At 39.2% G+C, this 18,253-nt stretch carries 18 protein-coding genes; 15 read left to right on the top strand and 3 right to left on the bottom strand.

Translation table 11 applies throughout. From position 1 onward, the window contains the following. Positions 1–2: 2 nt before the first annotated feature. Both BBI08_RS10410 and BBI08_RS10405 read left to right on the top strand, forming a co-directional pair. Positions 3–1,187 (top strand): acetyl-CoA C-acetyltransferase, encoded by a 1,185-nt coding sequence (locus tag BBI08_RS10410; protein ID WP_008497827.1) that lies wholly within the window; start codon positions 3–5, stop codon positions 1,185–1,187. 13 nt (positions 1,188–1,200) lie between these two features. After that, positions 1,201–1,410, top strand: a complete 210-nt coding sequence (locus BBI08_RS10405) for a DUF3886 domain-containing protein (protein ID WP_083383310.1) — start codon at positions 1,201–1,203, stop codon at positions 1,408–1,410. A gap of 56 nt (positions 1,411–1,466) precedes the next feature. Here the strand turns inward: BBI08_RS10405 and BBI08_RS10400 are convergent, their stop codons facing one another. Beyond that, complete coding sequence (locus tag BBI08_RS10400; protein ID WP_008497826.1) at positions 1,467–3,806, bottom strand: S-layer homology domain-containing protein; 2,340 nt, start codon at positions 3,804–3,806, stop codon at positions 1,467–1,469. Positions 3,807–4,182: 376 nt separating this feature from the next. Next, positions 4,183–5,085 (bottom strand): aldo/keto reductase, encoded by a 903-nt coding sequence (locus BBI08_RS10395; protein ID WP_065528065.1) that lies wholly within the window; start codon positions 5,083–5,085, stop codon positions 4,183–4,185. A gap of 81 nt (positions 5,086–5,166) precedes the next feature. On the opposite strand from BBI08_RS10395, the gene BBI08_RS10390 reads away from it, so the two are divergent. The 7 genes from BBI08_RS10390 (at position 5,167) to BBI08_RS10360 (ending at position 11,826) form a co-directional block, all read left to right on the top strand. After that, the gene (locus tag BBI08_RS10390; protein WP_008497824.1) at positions 5,167–5,718 is read left to right on the top strand and encodes an NUDIX domain-containing protein; all 552 of its coding nucleotides are present in this window, start codon (positions 5,167–5,169) and stop codon (positions 5,716–5,718) included. A gap of 104 nt (positions 5,719–5,822) precedes the next feature. Further along, the gene (gene fur / locus BBI08_RS10385) at positions 5,823–6,284 is read left to right on the top strand and encodes a ferric iron uptake transcriptional regulator (RefSeq protein ID WP_008430965.1); all 462 of its coding nucleotides are present in this window, start codon (positions 5,823–5,825) and stop codon (positions 6,282–6,284) included. A gap of 88 nt (positions 6,285–6,372) precedes the next feature. Next, positions 6,373–7,275 (top strand): site-specific tyrosine recombinase XerD, encoded by a 903-nt coding sequence (gene xerD, locus BBI08_RS10380; protein WP_008497823.1) that lies wholly within the window; start codon positions 6,373–6,375, stop codon positions 7,273–7,275. Between the two features lie 67 nt (positions 7,276–7,342). Continuing rightward, positions 7,343–8,530: a phosphopentomutase gene (gene deoB / locus BBI08_RS10375; protein WP_008497822.1), complete on the top strand. Its 1,188-nt coding sequence runs from the start codon at positions 7,343–7,345 to the stop codon at positions 8,528–8,530. 59 nt (positions 8,531–8,589) lie between these two features. Next, positions 8,590–9,894, top strand: coding sequence for a pyrimidine-nucleoside phosphorylase (locus BBI08_RS10370; RefSeq protein WP_008497821.1), 1,305 nt, complete (start codon positions 8,590–8,592; stop codon positions 9,892–9,894). A 69-nt stretch (positions 9,895–9,963) separates the two neighbouring features. Beyond that, entirely contained in the window at positions 9,964–11,286 is a 1,323-nt protein-coding gene (gene lysA, locus BBI08_RS10365; protein WP_065528064.1) for a diaminopimelate decarboxylase, read from the top strand. Positions 11,287–11,466: 180 nt separating this feature from the next. Then, the gene (locus BBI08_RS10360; RefSeq protein WP_065528063.1) at positions 11,467–11,826 is read left to right on the top strand and encodes a GNAT family N-acetyltransferase; all 360 of its coding nucleotides are present in this window, start codon (positions 11,467–11,469) and stop codon (positions 11,824–11,826) included. Position 11,827: 1 nt separating this feature from the next. Here the strand turns inward: BBI08_RS10360 and BBI08_RS10355 are convergent, their stop codons facing one another. After that, positions 11,828–12,328: a DUF309 domain-containing protein gene (locus tag BBI08_RS10355; protein WP_065528062.1), complete on the bottom strand. Its 501-nt coding sequence runs from the start codon at positions 12,326–12,328 to the stop codon at positions 11,828–11,830. A gap of 83 nt (positions 12,329–12,411) precedes the next feature. On the opposite strand from BBI08_RS10355, the gene BBI08_RS10350 reads away from it, so the two are divergent. The 6 genes from BBI08_RS10350 to ccsB all read left to right on the top strand — a co-directional run bounded on the left by BBI08_RS10350 (position 12,412) and on the right by ccsB (position 18,240). Then, on the top strand, positions 12,412–13,185 hold the full coding sequence (locus BBI08_RS10350; RefSeq protein ID WP_008497819.1) for a segregation/condensation protein A: 774 nt from the start codon (positions 12,412–12,414) through the stop codon (positions 13,183–13,185). Continuing rightward, positions 13,163–13,753 (top strand): SMC-Scp complex subunit ScpB, encoded by a 591-nt coding sequence (scpB, locus tag BBI08_RS10345; RefSeq protein WP_008497818.1) that lies wholly within the window; start codon positions 13,163–13,165, stop codon positions 13,751–13,753. Before BBI08_RS10350 ends, scpB begins: the two co-directional genes overlap by 23 nt. A 238-nt stretch (positions 13,754–13,991) precedes the next feature. Beyond that, the gene (locus BBI08_RS10340) at positions 13,992–14,723 is read left to right on the top strand and encodes a pseudouridine synthase (protein ID WP_008430976.1); all 732 of its coding nucleotides are present in this window, start codon (positions 13,992–13,994) and stop codon (positions 14,721–14,723) included. Between the two features lie 100 nt (positions 14,724–14,823). Further along, positions 14,824–15,384, top strand: coding sequence for a thiol-disulfide oxidoreductase ResA (gene resA, locus BBI08_RS10335; protein WP_065528061.1), 561 nt, complete (start codon positions 14,824–14,826; stop codon positions 15,382–15,384). 13 nt (positions 15,385–15,397) lie between these two features. Then, positions 15,398–17,059 carry a cytochrome c biogenesis ResB family protein gene (locus tag BBI08_RS10330; RefSeq protein WP_040850869.1) on the top strand — a complete coding sequence of 554 codons (1,662 nt, stop codon included), beginning with the start codon at positions 15,398–15,400 and terminating at the stop codon, positions 17,057–17,059. Beyond that, on the top strand, positions 17,056–18,240 hold the full coding sequence (gene ccsB / locus BBI08_RS10325) for a c-type cytochrome biogenesis protein CcsB (RefSeq protein ID WP_008497815.1): 1,185 nt from the start codon (positions 17,056–17,058) through the stop codon (positions 18,238–18,240). Before BBI08_RS10330 ends, ccsB begins: the two co-directional genes overlap by 4 nt. Positions 18,241–18,253 lie beyond the last annotated feature (13 nt).

The following is an 18,253-nucleotide window of genomic DNA, read 5'->3' as shown; positions in this document are numbered from 1 at the left end:
TCATGTCACAAGAAATCGTTATTGTAAGCGCTGTCCGAACAGCGGTAGGTTCATTTCAAGGGTCTCTTAAAGATGTCCCAGCTACAAAATTAGGGGAAATCGTTATTAAAGAGGTACTAAAGCGTGCAAGCATTCAACCAGACCAGGTATCAGAAGTGATTATGGGAAATGTACTCCAAGCAGGACTTGGTCAAAACCCGGCTCGTCAAGCGTCGATTAATGCAGGTCTACCGGAAACTGTCCCAGCAATGACCATCAATAAAGTGTGTGGCTCTGGATTAAAGTCCATTCAATTAGCGTATCAAGCAATTTATGCAGGGGATGCAGAAATTGTAGTAGCTGGCGGTATGGAAAACATGAGCCGTGCGCCTTATTTAATGGAAAATGCGCGCAGCGGTTTCCGCATGGGAGATCAAAAAATAGTCGACAGCATGCTTGTTGATGGATTGACATGTGCGTTCAATGACTATCACATGGGCGTTACAGCAGAAAATTTGTGTAGCCGATATGATATTACACGAGAAGAACAAGATAAGTTTGCAGCGCGTTCACAGGCACGTGCATCAGCTGCAATTGAATCAGGTCGCTTTGATGATGAAATCGTACCGGTGGAAATTCCGCAACGTAAAGGCGATCCGATCATCTTTAAAACAGATGAGTACGTGAAGAGTAGCTCGAACGAAGATAAATTAGCCAAGTTGCGCCCAGCGTTCAAAAAAGATGGTAGTGTAACGGCGGGGAACTCATCGGGCATTAACGACGGCGCAGCAGCAGTTGTTGTGATGTCGAAAGCAAAAGCAGAGGAACTGGGATTAACACCGCTTGCGACAATCGTATCAAGTGGAACAGCAGGAGTGGATCCAGCTATTATGGGGATTGGTCCTGTACAAGCAGTGAAAAATGCGTTGGCTAAAGCGAATATGTCACTAGGTGATATTGAGTTGATCGAAGCGAACGAGGCATTTGCGGCTCAGTCAATTTCAGTTGACCGTGAACTAGAATTTAACCATGATATTTTAAATGTTAATGGTGGAGCGATTGCGATTGGTCATCCGATTGGTGCAAGTGGTACACGCATCTTTGTTACGTTATTGCACGAAATGATTAAACGTGATGCGAAAACAGGTCTTGCGACTTTATGCATTGGTGGCGGCCAAGGAATCGCAACAGTCATTAAACGTTCTTAAGGAGAGAAAACCTGTGGCTAAAAGAAAAGAAGAAACTAACGGTTTATTTTCAGAAGACATGTTGTCGAAGTTGAAAGAAACAAAAAAAGAACTACTTAAAGAAGAGCAAAAGTTAGAAGAAGAAAAAGAATCACAGCGCTTATTCGAGCGCAAGGAACGTGAGAAGAATTTGTCGTTCGCAGAATTGCTAGAGCGTCACGGGGATAAAGGAAATAAGTTTTAATGTGAATGATTAATATAAAGCATAAGAAAGGAGCCTGCATTTGCAGGCTCCCTTTTTTATTGCTTATTAGTGTAAGTCAATGCTCTGTCCATAAATACAGCGAACTCGGCTCTAGTGACATCCGCTTTTGGATTGAATTTCCCATCAGGCGAACCGACAGTAATTCCTGCGGCGTATAATGCATCAATATATGGATCGGACCATCCGTTTGGATCAACGTCTGGGAATTTGTGAGACCCTTTTGCATTGATATCAAATGCCACTACGAGTACTTTCGCCATTTCTTGGCGTGTAAGCATACCGGCAGGGCGGAATTTGTTGTCGTATCCTTCAACAATTCCAGCTTGTTGGGTTGCCATAATCGGTTCGAAATATTTATAACCTACAGGTACATCGCTAAACAATTTGTATGGTGGTTTGCTTTTCAGTTCGGGTAAAGCACGTGTAAACATTAGTGAAACGTGTTGTCTTTCAATGCTATTTCTCCATTGGAACGTTTTGTCTGGATAACCTTCAATGATGCCTTTGCCGGCCATACGTTCAATTGCTTCATAAGCCCAGCTAGGTTTTTCAGGTGTAACGTCTGAGAATGTGGGTTTAGTTGGCTCTGGCTCAGGTTCTGGTTCAGGCTCAGGTTCTTTTACTCCTGTAGTAAACTGGTAAACTGGGGATTTTTCATTTTCTCCAGCAGCATTAATCATAGTTATATACCATTGATAATTTGTTTTTTCGCTAAGATCTTTCCAGTGGACAGAGGCTTTATCGCCTGATTTCACATTTTTAACTTGGCCAATCGCTTGATCCGTGTAAATATTGACAGCTAAATAATCAGTTTCGATTTGTCTTGGATTTGGTTTAGCTTCGACATCAGCTAAATCAAAATTAGCAGTAAAGCTTTCTTTCGCTGGGTCAAACTGGTCGAAATCATAATCGTTTAAATAAGGAGAGTACGTAATGAAATCCAATGTTTCGTCAGTTGGATCGAATGTTAACAAACGTAAATAACCTTGTCCGCGGTCAGGAGCAGTGTTGCCTTGGTAATTACCTAGCACTTCTAATACTTCCCGTTTAGAACCGTCTTCATTTGTCACATCTTTTACTCGGTAATTTGAACCGTGATGATGGCCACTTAACACCATTTTGACGTTTTTGTTCGGATTGACAATTTCTCGGCTTACAGTTCTGGCTTCATCTGTTACATATTGGGCTGCAGAGTTGATGTTTTCGTGCATACCAAGAATAGCGTTTCGATTTTCGTATTGTTTAAGCACTTTATTTGCCCATGCGACAGTTTCAGCAGAACCGTTAGTGCCGAAACCGAGATAAAGGAAGATGAAATCATGGTCTCCAAATGAGAACAAATCATAATGGTTTTGATTTTTATCATTCATAGATTCACCGAACCAAGGCTTGTCTTGGAAGCGATACAACCCAACATATCTTTCGAAAATTGTATAATCGTAAATGTTGTTAAGCGTGTCGATAGAAACATCATGGTTTCCAGCGAGAACACCATAGGGAATATTAGCTTCATCTAATCGGTCGAAGTTTTTGTTGGCAACTTCCCATTGATCTGGTTTATCCACTTGGTTAACTACGTCACCAGTGTGCATCGCGTATTCATATGTTTTGTTTTTAAACTCTTTAATCATCCAGTCAGTCATAGAAGTCCAAACATCAGGAAAGTCTTCCGCGTAATATTGGGTGTCAGAAAACCATAACATCGTAAAGTCTTCATCTTTAGAATTCGTTACAGTGCCTGAGTCATGAACCATTGCTTGGACTTTTCCATCCTTAACAAATCTTTCTTTATCGATTTCAGCTGACAGGACTATTTCGTTACCTTTTGAATTTCCTTCTTTTTGGCTCAAAGCAATCCAGCTATTGGCTTTGTAGTCCCATGCAGATAAGTTTGCTAGTCCATTTGCTAGCGTTTTACCTTCCCAGTAAATCTCGATTGCATTTCCTGCAGCCATGTCCTTAGAGACGTCAACGACGAAGCGTTGAGATGGGAAACCATTACTACTTTTAGTAATTGCGGTTTTGTTATCATTTTGAGCAATTGCATCAATTTTTTGAGCTGTTAAAGGAGTAGAATTTGTCGGAACATCTGAAGAAAGTGGGTTCTCAGCATCATCATTTTCAAATCCCGTCATGTCTTTGTTACTAGCGAAGTCATATTTGACTCCTTTTTTAAAGTCGACAGTGTTAATAACTGCTCCTGTAGAATCTTTAACGATCGCTTCTAACGTTGGATTCAAACTGACATCTGTTGCATAGTCAGCTGGTTTTACATTGCTTGGTTCTTCAAAAGTAGGAGCTGCTAATGGTGCCAAACTGGCATTTGTTAATACTAAAGTTAATACAGCAGCAGTAGTAAAAATCTTCTTTATCATTTTTCATCCTCCTTTAATGGGTATTGCATCCAATCTGTAAAAACTTTTCTCCTTACGTTAATGAGTGCATTAATACCTATATAATTCCTTTCTTTTTTTATTTTTTCACTTAATAGTGATTCTATCTATTCATAATAACAAAGAAAATTTAAAAAACAACTTATTTTTCCATATTTTTAGAATATTTAGTGTTCTTTTTTTATTTTACTCACATAGACTATTGTCACTACTGGGTTTCAAGGGTTTTTTAAATATATCTTAATTGGAAATTCCAGATGATTATCACTTCGCTCTTTAAGCTCACACAAATAGGCACGGAGCTCCAACGGAGCTCCGTGCCTAATATAAATTTCGTTAAAATATGTCGACAAAAGGTTTAGTTTCTATGCTCTTTATAGACATCTTGACGTGTTATTGCTTTTGCTTGCTCTATTTGATCTTGGGTCACAGTGGTTTCATAAGCTTTAATGGTTGATTTGATTTGTTCTGGAGAGCTAGCACCTGTTACCACTGATCCAATTGCTTTGTGCTGCAAGACACTATGCAGTGACAAGGCGTGGAGATTGTTGTGAGTGCTCATAAGCTTTTGCAATGTGTTCTTTAGTTCATCTGACTCGTAATTTAAATATCCACCGGTTTTATTTGCTCGCTCCATACCTTCAGCAGTTAGCAGACCTTTTGCTAATGTCCCACGAGTCACTACAGATCGACCGGATTGATGAATAATGTCAAGCAACTCTTCTGGGCGGCGGTCTAGTAAACTGTATTGCATCATAATAGACGCAATTTCACTTTCCCTTAAAAAGCGGTCGATAACATTTGGGCGGATTGATGAAATGCCATAAGCGCGTATTAAACCTTCTTTTTTTAATTCTTCAAAGGCTTCAATGGTTTCTATAGAGTTATCGGTGATCATACCACCGTGCAATTGATACAAATCGATATAATCTGTCTGTAATCGTTTTAAACTTGTGTGAATTTGTTTTTTAATATAGTCCTTACTTGGATTCCACTGGACTTCATCTGAGTTGGTTTGCCACTGGTTGCCTACTTTAGTGGCGAGGATAATATCGTTACGGTGATGCTTTAATGCTTTGCCAACAACTTTTTCGTTTTCTCCTTTGTCGTATAAATCTGCAGTATCAAAATAATTAATACCATGAGCAATTGCTTCGTCAACAATACGCAATGCATCTTTTTCGTCAGTCGGTAGAGACATGCAGCCAAAGCCGATTTCACTTACTTCAAGTTCACTTGTACCTAATTGTCTTTTCTTCATCTTTTTCCACCTCATTTAGTCTGTCGTTTCTAATATGGTATACTTTTTGTCAGAGAAATCACAAATGAAAAGAGGATTCTAATGAAAAAGTTTGAAGAAAAAACAATCCATTCCAATCGGTTATACGAAGGTAAGGTCATCAATCTTAAGGTTGATGATGTTTCGTTACCGAATGGTCATACGTCAAAACGTGAATTGGTTGAGCACCCAGGGGCAGTTGCGATTATTGCGATTACACCTGACAATAAAATAATTCTTGTAGAGCAGTACCGTAAAGCGCTAGAGCGATCTCTAGTAGAAATTCCAGCTGGTAAGCTTGAACCAGGAGAAGCTCCTGAAACGACTGCTATGCGTGAATTAGAAGAAGAAACAGGGTATACAGCAGAAAAATTAATAAAACTTCAAACTTTTGCGACTTCACCTGGATTTGCGGATGAAGTGGTTCATTTATTCGTAGCAGAAGGTTTGAGCAAAGCGACAAATGGAGCAGTACTGGATGATGATGAGTTTGTTGAGCTAATGGAAGTCACGTTAGAAGAAGCAGAGCGAATGGTAGTAGAAGAACGAATTTATGATGCCAAAACAGCGTTCGCTGTATTGTGGGCAAAGCACCGGTTATCAATTGAGAATTGAAACGATTATCACTTTATAACGATTATTAACAAACAATGAATAGTATTCTTGTAATTGAGAACTCCCTTTTGATATAATAAAGGCAGTTTGAGGGAGGGCGTCGCATGGAAACTAGAATCGACCGCATAAAAAAACAATTACACGCTGCGAGTTACAAATTGACGCCACAGCGTGAAGCAACAGTTCGAGTTTTGTTGGACCATGAAGAAGACCATTTGAGTGCTGAAGACGTCTATCTTTTAGTGAAAGACATTGCACCAGAAATCGGATTGGCAACAGTATACCGGACATTAGAACTTTTAACGGAATTGAAAATTGTCGACAAAATAAATTTCGGTGATGGTGTGTCACGTTATGATCTGCGTCAAGAAGGTGCGGCACATTTCCATCATCATCTTGTTTGTTTGGAATGTGGAGCAGTAGATGAAATACAAGAAGACCTTTTAGAAGATGTGGAGAACATAGTAGAGAAACGCTGGAATTTCCAAATTAAAGACCACCGTCTTACTTTCCATGGCATCTGCTGGCGCTGCAACGACAGCAATTCTCAAAATCCATCAGAATAACTGATGCCAAAAAGGACGGCCCATACAGGCCGTCCTTTTATTGTGGGAAAACCCATATGTAAACGTAGTAGGTTAAGGAGGCAGAGACATGAATTTTGGCAAAGATGCACTCGATGATTATATACATTTTCTGCGTGTTGAAAGACAGCTTGCGGACAATACTTTATCGTCTTATGAACGCGACTTAAAAGTCTATTTACAGTATTTAAAAGAAGTAGAGCAGCTAGAATCTTTAAAAAAAGTTGAACGTGTGCATATATTAAATCATTTACGTCACTTGAAAGAAACGACAAAAACGCCACGAACAGTAGCTCGTCATATATCCTCCATTCGTTCTTTTCATCAATTTATGATTCGTGAACGTATTGTCGAAACAGATCCAACCGTTCACTTGGAAATGCCTCAAATGGACAAGAAATTACCGAACATTTTATCTATTGAAGAGGTTGATGCCTTAATACAAGCGCCTGCTACCAACAAAGCAAACGGATTGCGTGATCAAGCAATGTTGGAATTATTGTATGCTAGTGGTATGCGTGTTAGTGAATGTATTAATCTTGATATAGAAGATGTACATTTAACGATGGGATTTGTTCGCTGTACAGGAAAAGGCGGCAAAGAACGAATTATTCCTTTAGGGAAATCTGCTTTAAAGTCTTGTCAAACCTACCTTGAGCAAGGACGGATTGATTTAGTGAAGAGTGGAGAAAAGACGGATGCCTTGTTCATTAATCAACGGGGAAAACGGTTAACTCGTCAAGGGTTTTGGAAACTTCTAAAACAACACGCCCAAAAAGCGGGTATTCAAAAAGAGTTAACACCGCATACACTGCGCCATTCTTTTGCTACACACCTACTAGAAAATGGAGCAGATATTCGCGCGGTTCAAGAAATGTTGGGCCATGCAGATATTTCTACAACTCAAATTTATACGCACGTGAGTAAAACACGATTAAAAGACGTTTATTCTCAATTCCATCCACGTGCATAATAAAGGTCTGACTTCCGACGAGGGTAGTGAATGTGGTAAACTAGAAGCAAAATAAGGAGGAATACTTATGACGACAAAACCATTTAAACGCGTTCATTTAGTAGTATTAGATTCAGTAGGCATTGGAGAAGCGCCAGATGCTGAAGCTTACGGGGACATAGGATCAGATACTCTCGGACATATCGCTGAATCAGTAGGCGGTTTAACAATGCCAAATATGGAGAATTTAGGACTTGGCAATATCGTCCCTGTGAAAGGGCTTGCAAATGTAGATTCACCATCCGCTTATTACGGGAAATTACAAGAAGCTTCAGTTGGAAAAGATACAATGACTGGGCATTGGGAGATTATGGGCCTGAATATTGATACTCCTTTCAAAGTGTATCCAGATGGCTTCCCAAAAGAATTAATCGAACAACTTGAAGAAAAAACGGGTCGTAAAGTGATTGGTAACAAACCAGCAAGTGGTACTGAAATTTTAGATGAGCTTGGCCAACAGCATATGGAAACAGGCGCAATTATCGTCTATACTTCTGCTGATCCTGTATTGCAAATTGCGGCTCACGAGGAAATCATCCCGTTAGAAGAACTTTACCGTATTTGTGAAATCGCTCGTGAATTGACGTTAGCACCCGAATATTTAGTAGGTCGTATTATTGCACGTCCATTTCTTGGGGAGCCTGGAGCGTTTAAACGGACATCAAACCGTCACGACTATGCTTTAGCGCCATTTGACCGCACTGTTATGAACGAATTAAAAGACGGTGGAAAAGATGTTATCGCTATCGGTAAAATCGATGATATTTATAACGGAGCAGGTGTGACGAAAGCGATTCGTACAAAAGATAATATGGATGGCATGGACAAACTAGTGCAAGTTATAAAAGAAGATTTTAACGGACTAAGCTTTTTGAATTTGGTAGACTTTGATGCACTTTATGGTCACAGAAGAAATCCACAAGGGTACGGCGATGCGTTAGAAGCATTTGATGCTCGTCTTCCAGAAGTGTTGGAAAAAATGCAGCAAGATGATTTGTTAATCATTACAGCTGATCACGGGAACGATCCGACATTCCCTGGGACAGACCATACGCGTGAATATGTACCACTTTTAACTTATTCTCCTCGTTTCACGGGTGGACATGAGCTGGAAACCGGTAAAACTTTTGCTGACATCGGTGCTACTATCGCTGAAAACTTCTCGGTAGAAATGCCTAAATTCGGTAAGAGCTTTTTATCTCACATAAATCAATAAGTAGATATTTAAAGCGTAGTTTAACTGTTCAAAATTAAATGGAGAAGGCGGTAGTGTGTATGAGAATGGTAGATGTAATCGAGAAGAAAAGAGATGGCAATGAGTTATCGACAGAAGAAATTAAATTTGTTATTACAGGATATACAAATGGTGATATTTCTGATTATCAAATGAGTGCTTTTCTAATGGCAGTTTATTTTCAAAATATGACAGAGCGTGAACGCGCGGATTTAACAATGGCGATGGCAGAATCGGGCGACCAAATTGACTTGTCAGCAATTGAAGGCATTAAAGTCGACAAACATTCTACAGGTGGCGTAGGCGATACAACGACTTTGGTTTTAGGACCGTTAGTCGCTGCATGTGGCGTTCCAGTTGCGAAAATGAGTGGACGTGGACTTGGTCATACTGGTGGAACGATTGATAAGTTAGAAGCAATCGATGGCTTCCACGTTGAACTTTCAACGGAAGATTTTATCAAACAAGTAAATGATCATAAATTAGCGGTAATCGGACAAAGTGGCAACTTGACGCCTGCAGATAAAAAAATGTATGCACTTCGTGATGTCACGGGTACTGTAAACAGCATTCCGTTAATTGCAAGCTCGATTATGAGCAAAAAAATTGCAGCTGGAGCAGATGCAATCGTTTTAGACGTGAAAACTGGCGAAGGGGCATTCATGAAAACACCGGAAGACGCTAAAGAATTAGCGCATGCAATGGTTGGAATTGGCAATGCAACTGGTAGAAAAACTATGGCGATTATTTCTGATATGAGCCAGCCCCTTGGATTTGCTATTGGTAATGCATTAGAAGTTAAAGAAGCCATTGAAACTTTACAAGGTAATGGTCCAGAAGATTTGACTGAATTGTGCATGGTTCTTGGTAGTCAAATGGTTGTAGTTGGTGGAAAAGCAGAAACGCTTGAAGAAGCGCGAACAATGTTAGAAGAAGTAATCCGAAATGGACAGGCTTTAGAAATGTTCAAGCAATTTATCGCAGATCAAGGTGGCAATCCAGCTGTTGTGGATGATGTCACATTATTGCCACAAGCTAAATTCGTAACTGAAGTTCCTTCAAAAGAAGACGGTTATATTTCATTTATGGAAGCGGATGAAATTGGTACTGCTGCAATGGTGCTAGGTGCAGGACGGGCAACAAAAGAATCAGAAATTGATTTAGCTGTTGGAATTGTTCTCCGCAAAAAAGTGGGAGACTTCGTTAAAGCGGGAGAGTCGATTGCTACGATTTATTCGAATACAGAAGAGCTCGCAGAATGTTCTAAAATGATATATAATAGTATCGAATATACAAGTGAACCGGTTGAAAAAATCAAACTGATTTCAGCTTTGATAACCGATTGACACTAAATCTTGCTGGGTAATTGCTCAGCAAGATTTTTCTTATAAAGCTATTATCAGGAGGGATTTCAATTGCATTTATATGGCACACAAACAATTAATGACCAAGGTCATTTAACAATCGGTGGAACTGATTCAGTAGAGTTGGCGGAAAAATACGGTACGCCTCTTTATGTTTACGATATTCAATTATTTCGCGACCGAGCTAGAGCTTTTCAAGAAACGTTTGAAAAAGCAGGAATTGGCTATCAAGTGGCTTATGCTAGTAAAGCTTTTTCGACGATTGCGATTTATCAAGTAGCAGCAGAAGAAAAGCTGTCGTTAGATGTGGTTTCTGCTGGTGAACTTTATACAGCTGTTAAAGCTGGATTTCCAGTTGAAAAAATCCATTTTCATGGCAATAACAAAAGTGTAGAAGAATTACAGATGGCTTTTGAAGTGGGGATTGGCTGCATTGTAGTCGATAATTTTTATGAAATCGACTTATTGAAGAAACTTTCCGAGCGATTAGAGCAACCAATGAATATCTTATTGCGTGTAACTCCGGGCATTGAAGCTCATACACATGACTATATTACAACAGGCCAAGAAGATTCGAAGTTCGGTTTTGATTTGAAAAATGGTCAAGCAGATCGTGCATTTGAACAAACCTTTGACAACGACTATTTGAATTTATTAGGTCTGCATTGCCATATCGGCTCGCAAATTTTTGATACGGGTGCATTTCAATTGGCTTCTGAAAAACTAATGCAAAAAATGGCGAGTTGGAAAGAACAATTTGATTATACTTGTCCGGTATTAAACCTTGGTGGAGGCTTTGGAATTCGTTATACAGAAGAAGACAAGCCACTTGAACCAGCTGTTTATGTAGAACAGATGATTGAAACGGTGAAACAAACGGCCAATGCTTCTGGATACCCAATTCCTGAAATTTGGATCGAACCAGGTCGTTCGTTAATTGGTGACGCCGGAACGACACTATATACAATTGGATCTACAAAAGAAGTTCCAGGAACTAGGAAGTATGCTGCCGTTGACGGAGGGATGTCTGATAATATTCGTCCTGCTTTGTACGGAGCAAAATACAGTTCGGTAATCGCAAATAATGCAAATGCCGGATTGACTGAACAATATACAATTGCAGGGAAATGCTGTGAGTCTGGAGACAAACTAATTGAACAAGCAGACCTTCCTGTTGTAGCGGCAGGAGATATTTTGGGCATTTTCTGTACCGGAGCATATGGCTATTCAATGGCGAGCAATTACAATCGTATTGCACGACCAGCTGTTATTTTTGTCGAAAATGGTGTTTCTCAGCTTGTAGTTAAACGTGAAACAAACGACGATTTAATCAAACAAGACTTACCTTATTCGCAAAAGGCTGCGCAAGAATGAAAAAAGAAAACGTAGTTTTGCTATTATTTATATTAGCGATGGCTATTGGTTGGGGAATTGTTTACTGGCTCTTCTTTGCAGAAAATGTCATTAGCGGCTAAAAAAGGCTCTCTTGAGTTATCAAGTGATTTATAGTAGTATGGTAAAAGCCGCTTTAAGACGAAAATGAGGGATTTAAATATGTTATTCAGATATAAGAAATCATTCGAAAAGATTGCGATGGGGCTAATGTCGTTCATGCCAAAAGAACGAGAACTGAAAAAACTTCAGCAAACCATGCATATTTATGAAGAAAATCCGGATTGGCAATTGTTCCTTTGGAAAAAAGAAGATGATTTTGTTGGGTTATTAGGACTGCAAGTAGAAGAAGAGTCTTATACTATCCACCACATATCAGTAAACCCTTCACATCGTGGAGAAGGAATCGGTCATGAGATGATCGGTAAAATCCAAAATATGATGCAAGAACGAGAAATGCGTGCAACGGAAGAAACCGATGCCTTTCTAAAAAAATGCCCAGTAAAAAAAGGCGACCTTTAAGTTAAAGGTTTCGCCTTTTTTTTTGTTCACGTAAACTAATAATTGAAGATCGATCTCGAAGTCTATGTTTGTGCATAAGGAAATAAGGGTCTTGTTGAGGTAAAGGGTTATCAGAACAGTATGCTTCTACTGCTTTTATCAACTCTTCTGAAACAACAGGAATTTCCTGTACAACAAAAGGCTTGCGTTCTGTAACAGCTTTTATCGAATAAGTTAAAATGCCGATCACTTTTTCGTGATCAATCCCTTCGACCCAAACGCCTCCTGCCGTTAACTTAACTTTGGCGCGGATAAACGAGCGCAATGCACCGGGATAATTGCTTCTTCTCCAATGGTACATGCCAACAGCTAATTGAATCCAACCGGTAAGGGGGTGCATTTTATCTTTCGGTGCAACTAACTTCCAGTAGTCCTCGCCAACTTCATGACATTCAAAAAAATCTTTTTCTAGATTAAAATTAACGATGTACTGGATAAACAGTGGATGTTGAAGTGGATGCATTTTGATCCCCTTTCTACTATAATAAAGAATAATTGCCCATTAATCGGGATAAATGAGTATTTTAACAGTCAGGTGGTACAGTCATGTCTTATGAAGTGAAAGTAGAGGCCTTTGAAGGTCCTCTTGATTTATTATTGCATTTAATCCACCGTTTGGAAATTGATATTTACGATATTCCAGTTTCACAGATTACTTCACAGTATATGGAACACATACGTGCGATGCAAGTCCTTGAATTAAATGAAGCGAGCGAGTACCTTGTTATGGCGGCTACTTTACTAGCGATAAAAAGCAAAACACTTTTGCCAGTTCATGAAGGTGAATTAGATGAAATCGAATATGAATTTGATGAGCAGGATCCACGAGAAGAATTAGTGACTCGACTCGTAGAGTACCGTAAGTTCAAAGATGCTTCAGAAAATTTAAGAGAACTTGAAAGCAATCGTTCCATAATTTATACAAAAGCACCGATGGATTTATCAGATCTGCAAATAGCTTTACCCGATGACCAAGTCAATCTTGAAGTAAATGCTTACGATATGCTTGGTGCTTTTCAAAAAATGCTTCGTCGCAAGCAATTAAAAGCGCCTTTATCTGCGAGAATTGCTAGACAAGAAATTTCTATAAAGCAGCAAATGACTTCCATAGTGGATCAGTTGAAGTTGTCAAAAGGTCGAACAGCTTTTAGTGATTTATTTCCTTCAGATGATAATTCTGTGCTCGTTGTCTCGTTTTTATCGATTTTGGAATTGATGAAACGACAAGTGGTTGCTGTAGAGCAGCAAAAGAATTTTACTGATTTGATGGTGGAACTCAGAAAGGAAAAGTGGGAATATGAAGACGAATCTTTCGAGTAAAATAGAAGCTTTACTTTTTGTGGCAGGAGACGATGGTCTCACATTAAAACAGCTTCAATTTTTAACAGAAGTTAGCGTAGAAGAATTACAAGAAAGTATTCATGAATTAGATGAAAGATACAGTTCGTCAGTTAGTGGCATTGCACTTAAAGAATTAGCAGGTGTATTACAATTGGTCACCAAGCAGGAAGTTGCTGAAACAATTCAGAAACTGGTGGAAAATCCGACTGTACAAGCGTTGTCACAGGCGTCTTTAGAAGTGCTAGCAATTATTGCCTACAAGCAGCCAATTACACGAGTAGAAGTAGAAGATTTACGCGGAGTGAAAAGTGAAAAAGCGCTCCAAACATTAACTGCTAAAGGATTAGTTCAAGAAGCGGGACGTGTTGAAGGAACTGGGCGTGCTATTTTATACGGCACAACAAAGGAGTTTCTAAATTATTTTGGTTTGAAGAATCTAGAGGAACTGCCCCCTTTACCGGAAGAGGCTGCAAATGATTTGGATGAAGATACCGATCTTTTTATGACGAGTTTTCAACAAACCTTTAAAGAAGAAGTGAAAGTGTAAAGCTTTACAAGAAGGCTGTGTTATTGACAGTCTTCTTTTCTTTTGAGCTTAGTGCTTCCGCTTTTCAGAGAAATGTGACATAATTCCGAGAGGAACGAACGGCATATCAAGTTATTGTAATATATTTGCAGTACTCGGCTAGATAAGGTGAAACACGTTTTAAAATACCTAGTTGTAGCATCTGTTCCACTCAGGTGCGTACGCTTTTCGAAAAAATACTAATGAGGTGAACTTATTTATGGAAAGATTACAAAAAGTACTTGCACATGCAGGCGTAGCATCAAGACGTAAATCGGAACAATTGATTTTGGACGGCAAAGTAAGAGTGAACGGAAAAACAATAAAAGAGCTTGGTGTGAAAGTTTCAAACTCAGATAAAATCGAAGTAGAAGGCGTTCAGCTTGAAAAAGAGCAGAAAGTCTATCATTTATTATATAAACCACGTGGCGTCATTTCCGCTGTTTCAGATGATAAAAACCGAAAAGTGGTAACAGACTTTTTTGAAGGAATTGAAAAACGTATTTATCCAGTTGGTCGTTTAGATTATGATACGTCTGGATTGTTAATCATGACAAACGATGGTGAATTTGCCAATATGCTTACACACCCGAAATTTGAAATTGATAAAACCTATGTTGCACGTTTAAAAGGAATTCCCGAAAAAGACGATTTAAGAAAATTAGAGCGTGGCATCAAGCTCGAAGATGGCATGACAGCACCTGCAAAAGTAAAGCTTTTGTCTGGCGATAAAAAGACAGGTAAAGCGATTGTGCAAATTACCATCCATGAAGGAAGAAATCGTCAAGTTCGAAGAATGTTCGAGGCAATTGGCTATCCAGTTCAAAAATTGAGCCGTGAACAATTTGCTTTTCTAACATTGCATGGCTTGAATGCTGGCGAATCACGTGAACTATCTGCTCATGAAGTTAAATTATTGCGTGTGTTAGCAGAAACGGGCAAGCGCGTCTAATTGTCTAACGTTCACAAACCCTTCAAAACTCCGAATTTGTGACGGTTTAAAATTTGTTATAATTAGGTTTACGTAAGATACCTCGAAGGGGGGAACGATTATGGATAAAGAAGAAAAACAAACAAAGAATAGTAAAAAGAAAAAAAGAGCAGTAATGCGAACGACCATCTTAGCGATTTTAATAGCTGCAATCGGCTATACCATTTATAACAGTGCTACAGCAGAAGATGTGACGGTGCTAAAAGTTGGTGACAAGGCACCTAATTTCACCTTAGTAGATCTTGAAGGCAAGGATCACAAATTATCAGATTACGAAGGACAAGGTGTCTTTTTAAATTTCTGGGGTACATGGTGTAAGCCTTGTGCGAAAGAAATGCCGGCGATGGATCGGCAATACGAGGTCTTTTCAAACGAAGGAGTTCAAGTTCTTGCAGTAAACATTGCTCAATCCGATTTTGAAGTCCAATCTTTTGCTGATCAATACGGCTTGTCTTTTCCAGTAGTGATTGATAAAACAAAAAGTGTGATGACGGCTTACAACATAAGGCCATTGCCAACCACAGTGCTTGTGAATCCGGAAGGAAACATTCAGCGTATCATTACAGGTGAAATGACAGAACAGGATATTGAAGGCTTTATGGAAGAAATCAAACCTGACTAAGGAGATTTTTTGGATGGAAAAATTGCAATGTCAATGCGGTCATATAAATCCGCCTGGTACGATACTTTGTGAATCGTGTGGGCGGTCTTTGACTGAAAAAGAACAAAATAGCAAAATGGTCGACATGCGTTATGAAGGAACTGCAAGGCGTTCACAAACTTATAATAAATCTATGATTGATAAGATTTGGAACTTTTTCTCAAGTGTTAAAGTCGGTGTCGGGATTATTGTTTTACTGCTAATAGCTGCGGCGATAGGAACAATCTTGCCACAGAAAGCATTTGTTCCTGCTAATACAGAAGCAACGATTAAAGATTATTACGCTGATACGTATGGTATAGTTGGTCAAATTTATCATGCACTTGGTTTCCATGATTTATACAGTTCGTCTTGGTTTATTATTTTAGTTGGAATGTTAGCTATTTCGTTAATTATTGCCAGCTTAGATCGTTTTGTGCCTCTTTATAAATCATTAAAAAATCAACGTGTTTTGCGTCATCCAAGCTTTATGGACAAGCAGCGAATTTACGCTGAAGGGTCAGGAGCAGAAGACAACACGCTGAAAAAAGCAGAAGAAAAATTATCCGAGTTGAAATACAAAATCCGCACAGATAAAAATGGCTTATTAGCTGAAAAAGGTCGTTTTTCTAGATGGGGTCCTTATGTCAATCACATCGGACTGATCATCTTTTTATTCGGAGTTATGTTACGTATGATGCCAGGATTTTATATTGATGAGAGTCTTTGGATTCGCGAAGGTGAAACAAGAGCAATACCGGAAGTACCTGGTTATTACTTGGAAAACAAAAACTTCGAACTTGAAAATTATTCAGGTGAAGGCGGAGAAGAAATTTTCGGTGAAGCTTTGGATCGTGTCGGTACAGTAGCTAAAAACTATCAAACAGACATTGTTTTGTATAAAAAGAAAGAAGATGCACTACCTGGAGCAGTTGATGGCCAAGAAGTTGTGAAAGAATATCCAATTCGTGTAAATCAACCATTAAAATTTGACGGATATGCTATTTATCAAATGGATTTCCGTCTAGATGAGCTTAAAACAATGACGTTTTCGTTTATTAATAAAGAGACAGAAGACTCTTTTGGTGAATTGACCATTGATTTGATCGATCCGAAAAAAGATTATGAACTTGATAATGGAGCTTCTGTTCAATTGATTGGTTATTATCCGGATTTCTCAGGATTTGAAAATGGTGAACCGCAAACGGCTACACCATTACCGAACAATCCTGGCTTTTTAGTGAAATTATTTACACCTGATACGCCAGAAGGGGAAACAAGCTTTATTACGATTAAAAATACTGTTGAGCCTTTAGGGGAAAATGAGTATAAATTAGCCTTCCAAAGTGTTGAAACACGCGATGTTTCAGGTTTAACAGTTCGTAAAGACAGCACCTTGCCGATTCTTGGCCTTGGCGGTTTAATCTTTATGATTGGTGTAGCTCAGGGGATGTATTTTAATCATCGTCGATTCTGGATTCAGCAAAAAACTGACGGCACTATTTTACTAGCCGGTCATACCAACAAAAACTGGTTCGGCTTGAAAAAAGATTTAGACCAAGTTGTTGAATATGCATCATTGCCCGCTTACACAGATCAGCAAGATGAAATCGACAAACAAGAGAAAGCGGAAAAGGAAGGTGAAGTATTGTCATGACGTTAGCTGAAATAAGTTCAAGTTTATTATATGTAGCCTTTGTCGCTTATCTTATTGCAACATTTGTTTTCGGCGGAGCAGTTAAAGGAAATAAAGAAGGTACCTTCAGATCAGAATCACGATGGGGTATGGTGGCAATTACCATCACGCTTATCGGTTTTGCTGCCAACCTTGGCTACTTCTTCACGAGATGGGGAGCTACAGGTCATGCGCCATTAAGTAATATGTTCGAATTCACAACGGCGTTCGGAATGACTTTAGTGGGTGGATTTATCATTTTATACTTCTTGTATAAAACCCCTGTTTTGGGCATGATCGTATTGCCTGTAGCATTATTGATCATCGCATTCGCTAGTATGTTCCCAAGCGAAGTCAGCCCGCTTATTCCGGCGCTTCAAACAAACTGGTTGGCGATTCATGTCAGCACAGTTGTTATTGCAGAAGGAATTTTGGCAATTAGTGCAGCTGCGGGCTTGATTTATTTATTGAAAGTTGTAGATCTTACGAAAAAATCCAAGCAACGAATGGGCTTAGAAGCCATTATGTATTCGCTTGTATTGGTTCTTGGGTTTGTAATCGCTAGTAGTTTCTTCTCGTTAACAGGCTATGAAGCAGAATTTACTTATGTGGATAAAGAAAGTAAAGATGCGGTTGTGACTTACACAATGCCACCGATTTTTGGCATGAATGACTATGTCGCGTTAACAGACGACGCCATGACACCACTTTTAGAGATGCCTGCGATTGTCCATGCAGGAAAATTGACGACTGTTGTATGGTCAATTCTGTTCGGTACGGTTTTATATTGGCTAATTCGTTTAGTTTTCAGAAAACGTATAGCGGCGATTTTAAAACCATTTGTTAAAAATGTTAACATACAATTGATGGATGAAATTGGTTATCGTGCCGTAATTATTGGATTCCCAGTATTTACATTAGGTGCATTAATCTTCGCCATGATTTGGGCGCAAATTGCTTGGTCTCGTTTCTGGGGCTGGGACCCAAAAGAAGTATGGGCTTTGATTACGTGGTTATTCTATGCTGCTTACTTGCATTTGCGTTTAGGCAAAGGTTGGCAAGGTGAAAAATCTGCATGGCTAGCTGTGCTTGGGTTTATTATCATCATGTTTAACTTAGTCGCAGTAAACTTAATAATCGCCGGGTTGCATTCTTACGCATAACAAGCAGGCCTTT

The organism is Planococcus halocryophilus (genome assembly GCF_001687585.2).
Lineage (GTDB): Bacteria > Bacillota > Bacilli > Bacillales_A > Planococcaceae > Planococcus > Planococcus halocryophilus.
This window is presented reverse-complemented; position numbering and strand designations above follow the sequence as displayed.

Bases quoted from the DNA above. Each gene is read 5' to 3' on its own strand.
- BBI08_RS10340 (WP_008430976.1), top strand. From the start codon at position 13,992: ATGGAAAGATTACAAAAAGTACTTGCACATGCAGGCGTAGCATCAAGA.
- BBI08_RS10390 (WP_008497824.1), top strand. From the start codon at position 5,167: ATGAAAAAGTTTGAAGAAAAAACAATCCATTCCAATCGGTTATACGAA.
- BBI08_RS10410 (WP_008497827.1), top strand. From the start codon at position 3: ATGTCACAAGAAATCGTTATTGTAAGCGCTGTCCGAACAGCGGTAGGT.
- xerD (WP_008497823.1), top strand. From the start codon at position 6,373: ATGAATTTTGGCAAAGATGCACTCGATGATTATATACATTTTCTGCGT.
- ccsB (WP_008497815.1), top strand. From the start codon at position 17,056: ATGACGTTAGCTGAAATAAGTTCAAGTTTATTATATGTAGCCTTTGTC.
- fur (WP_008430965.1), top strand. From the start codon at position 5,823: ATGGAAACTAGAATCGACCGCATAAAAAAACAATTACACGCTGCGAGT.
- BBI08_RS10370 (WP_008497821.1), top strand. From the start codon at position 8,590: ATGAGAATGGTAGATGTAATCGAGAAGAAAAGAGATGGCAATGAGTTA.
- scpB (WP_008497818.1), top strand. From the start codon at position 13,163: ATGAAGACGAATCTTTCGAGTAAAATAGAAGCTTTACTTTTTGTGGCA.
- deoB (WP_008497822.1), top strand. From the start codon at position 7,343: ATGACGACAAAACCATTTAAACGCGTTCATTTAGTAGTATTAGATTCA.
- BBI08_RS10360 (WP_065528063.1), top strand. From the start codon at position 11,467: ATGTTATTCAGATATAAGAAATCATTCGAAAAGATTGCGATGGGGCTA.
- BBI08_RS10400 (WP_008497826.1), bottom strand. From the start codon at position 3,806: ATGATAAAGAAGATTTTTACTACTGCTGCTGTATTAACTTTAGTATTA.
- resA (WP_065528061.1), top strand. From the start codon at position 14,824: ATGGATAAAGAAGAAAAACAAACAAAGAATAGTAAAAAGAAAAAAAGA.
- BBI08_RS10395 (WP_065528065.1), bottom strand. From the start codon at position 5,085: ATGAAGAAAAGACAATTAGGTACAAGTGAACTTGAAGTAAGTGAAATC.
- BBI08_RS10330 (WP_040850869.1), top strand. From the start codon at position 15,398: ATGGAAAAATTGCAATGTCAATGCGGTCATATAAATCCGCCTGGTACG.
- BBI08_RS10355 (WP_065528062.1), bottom strand. From the start codon at position 12,328: ATGCATCCACTTCAACATCCACTGTTTATCCAGTACATCGTTAATTTT.
- BBI08_RS10350 (WP_008497819.1), top strand. From the start codon at position 12,412: ATGTCTTATGAAGTGAAAGTAGAGGCCTTTGAAGGTCCTCTTGATTTA.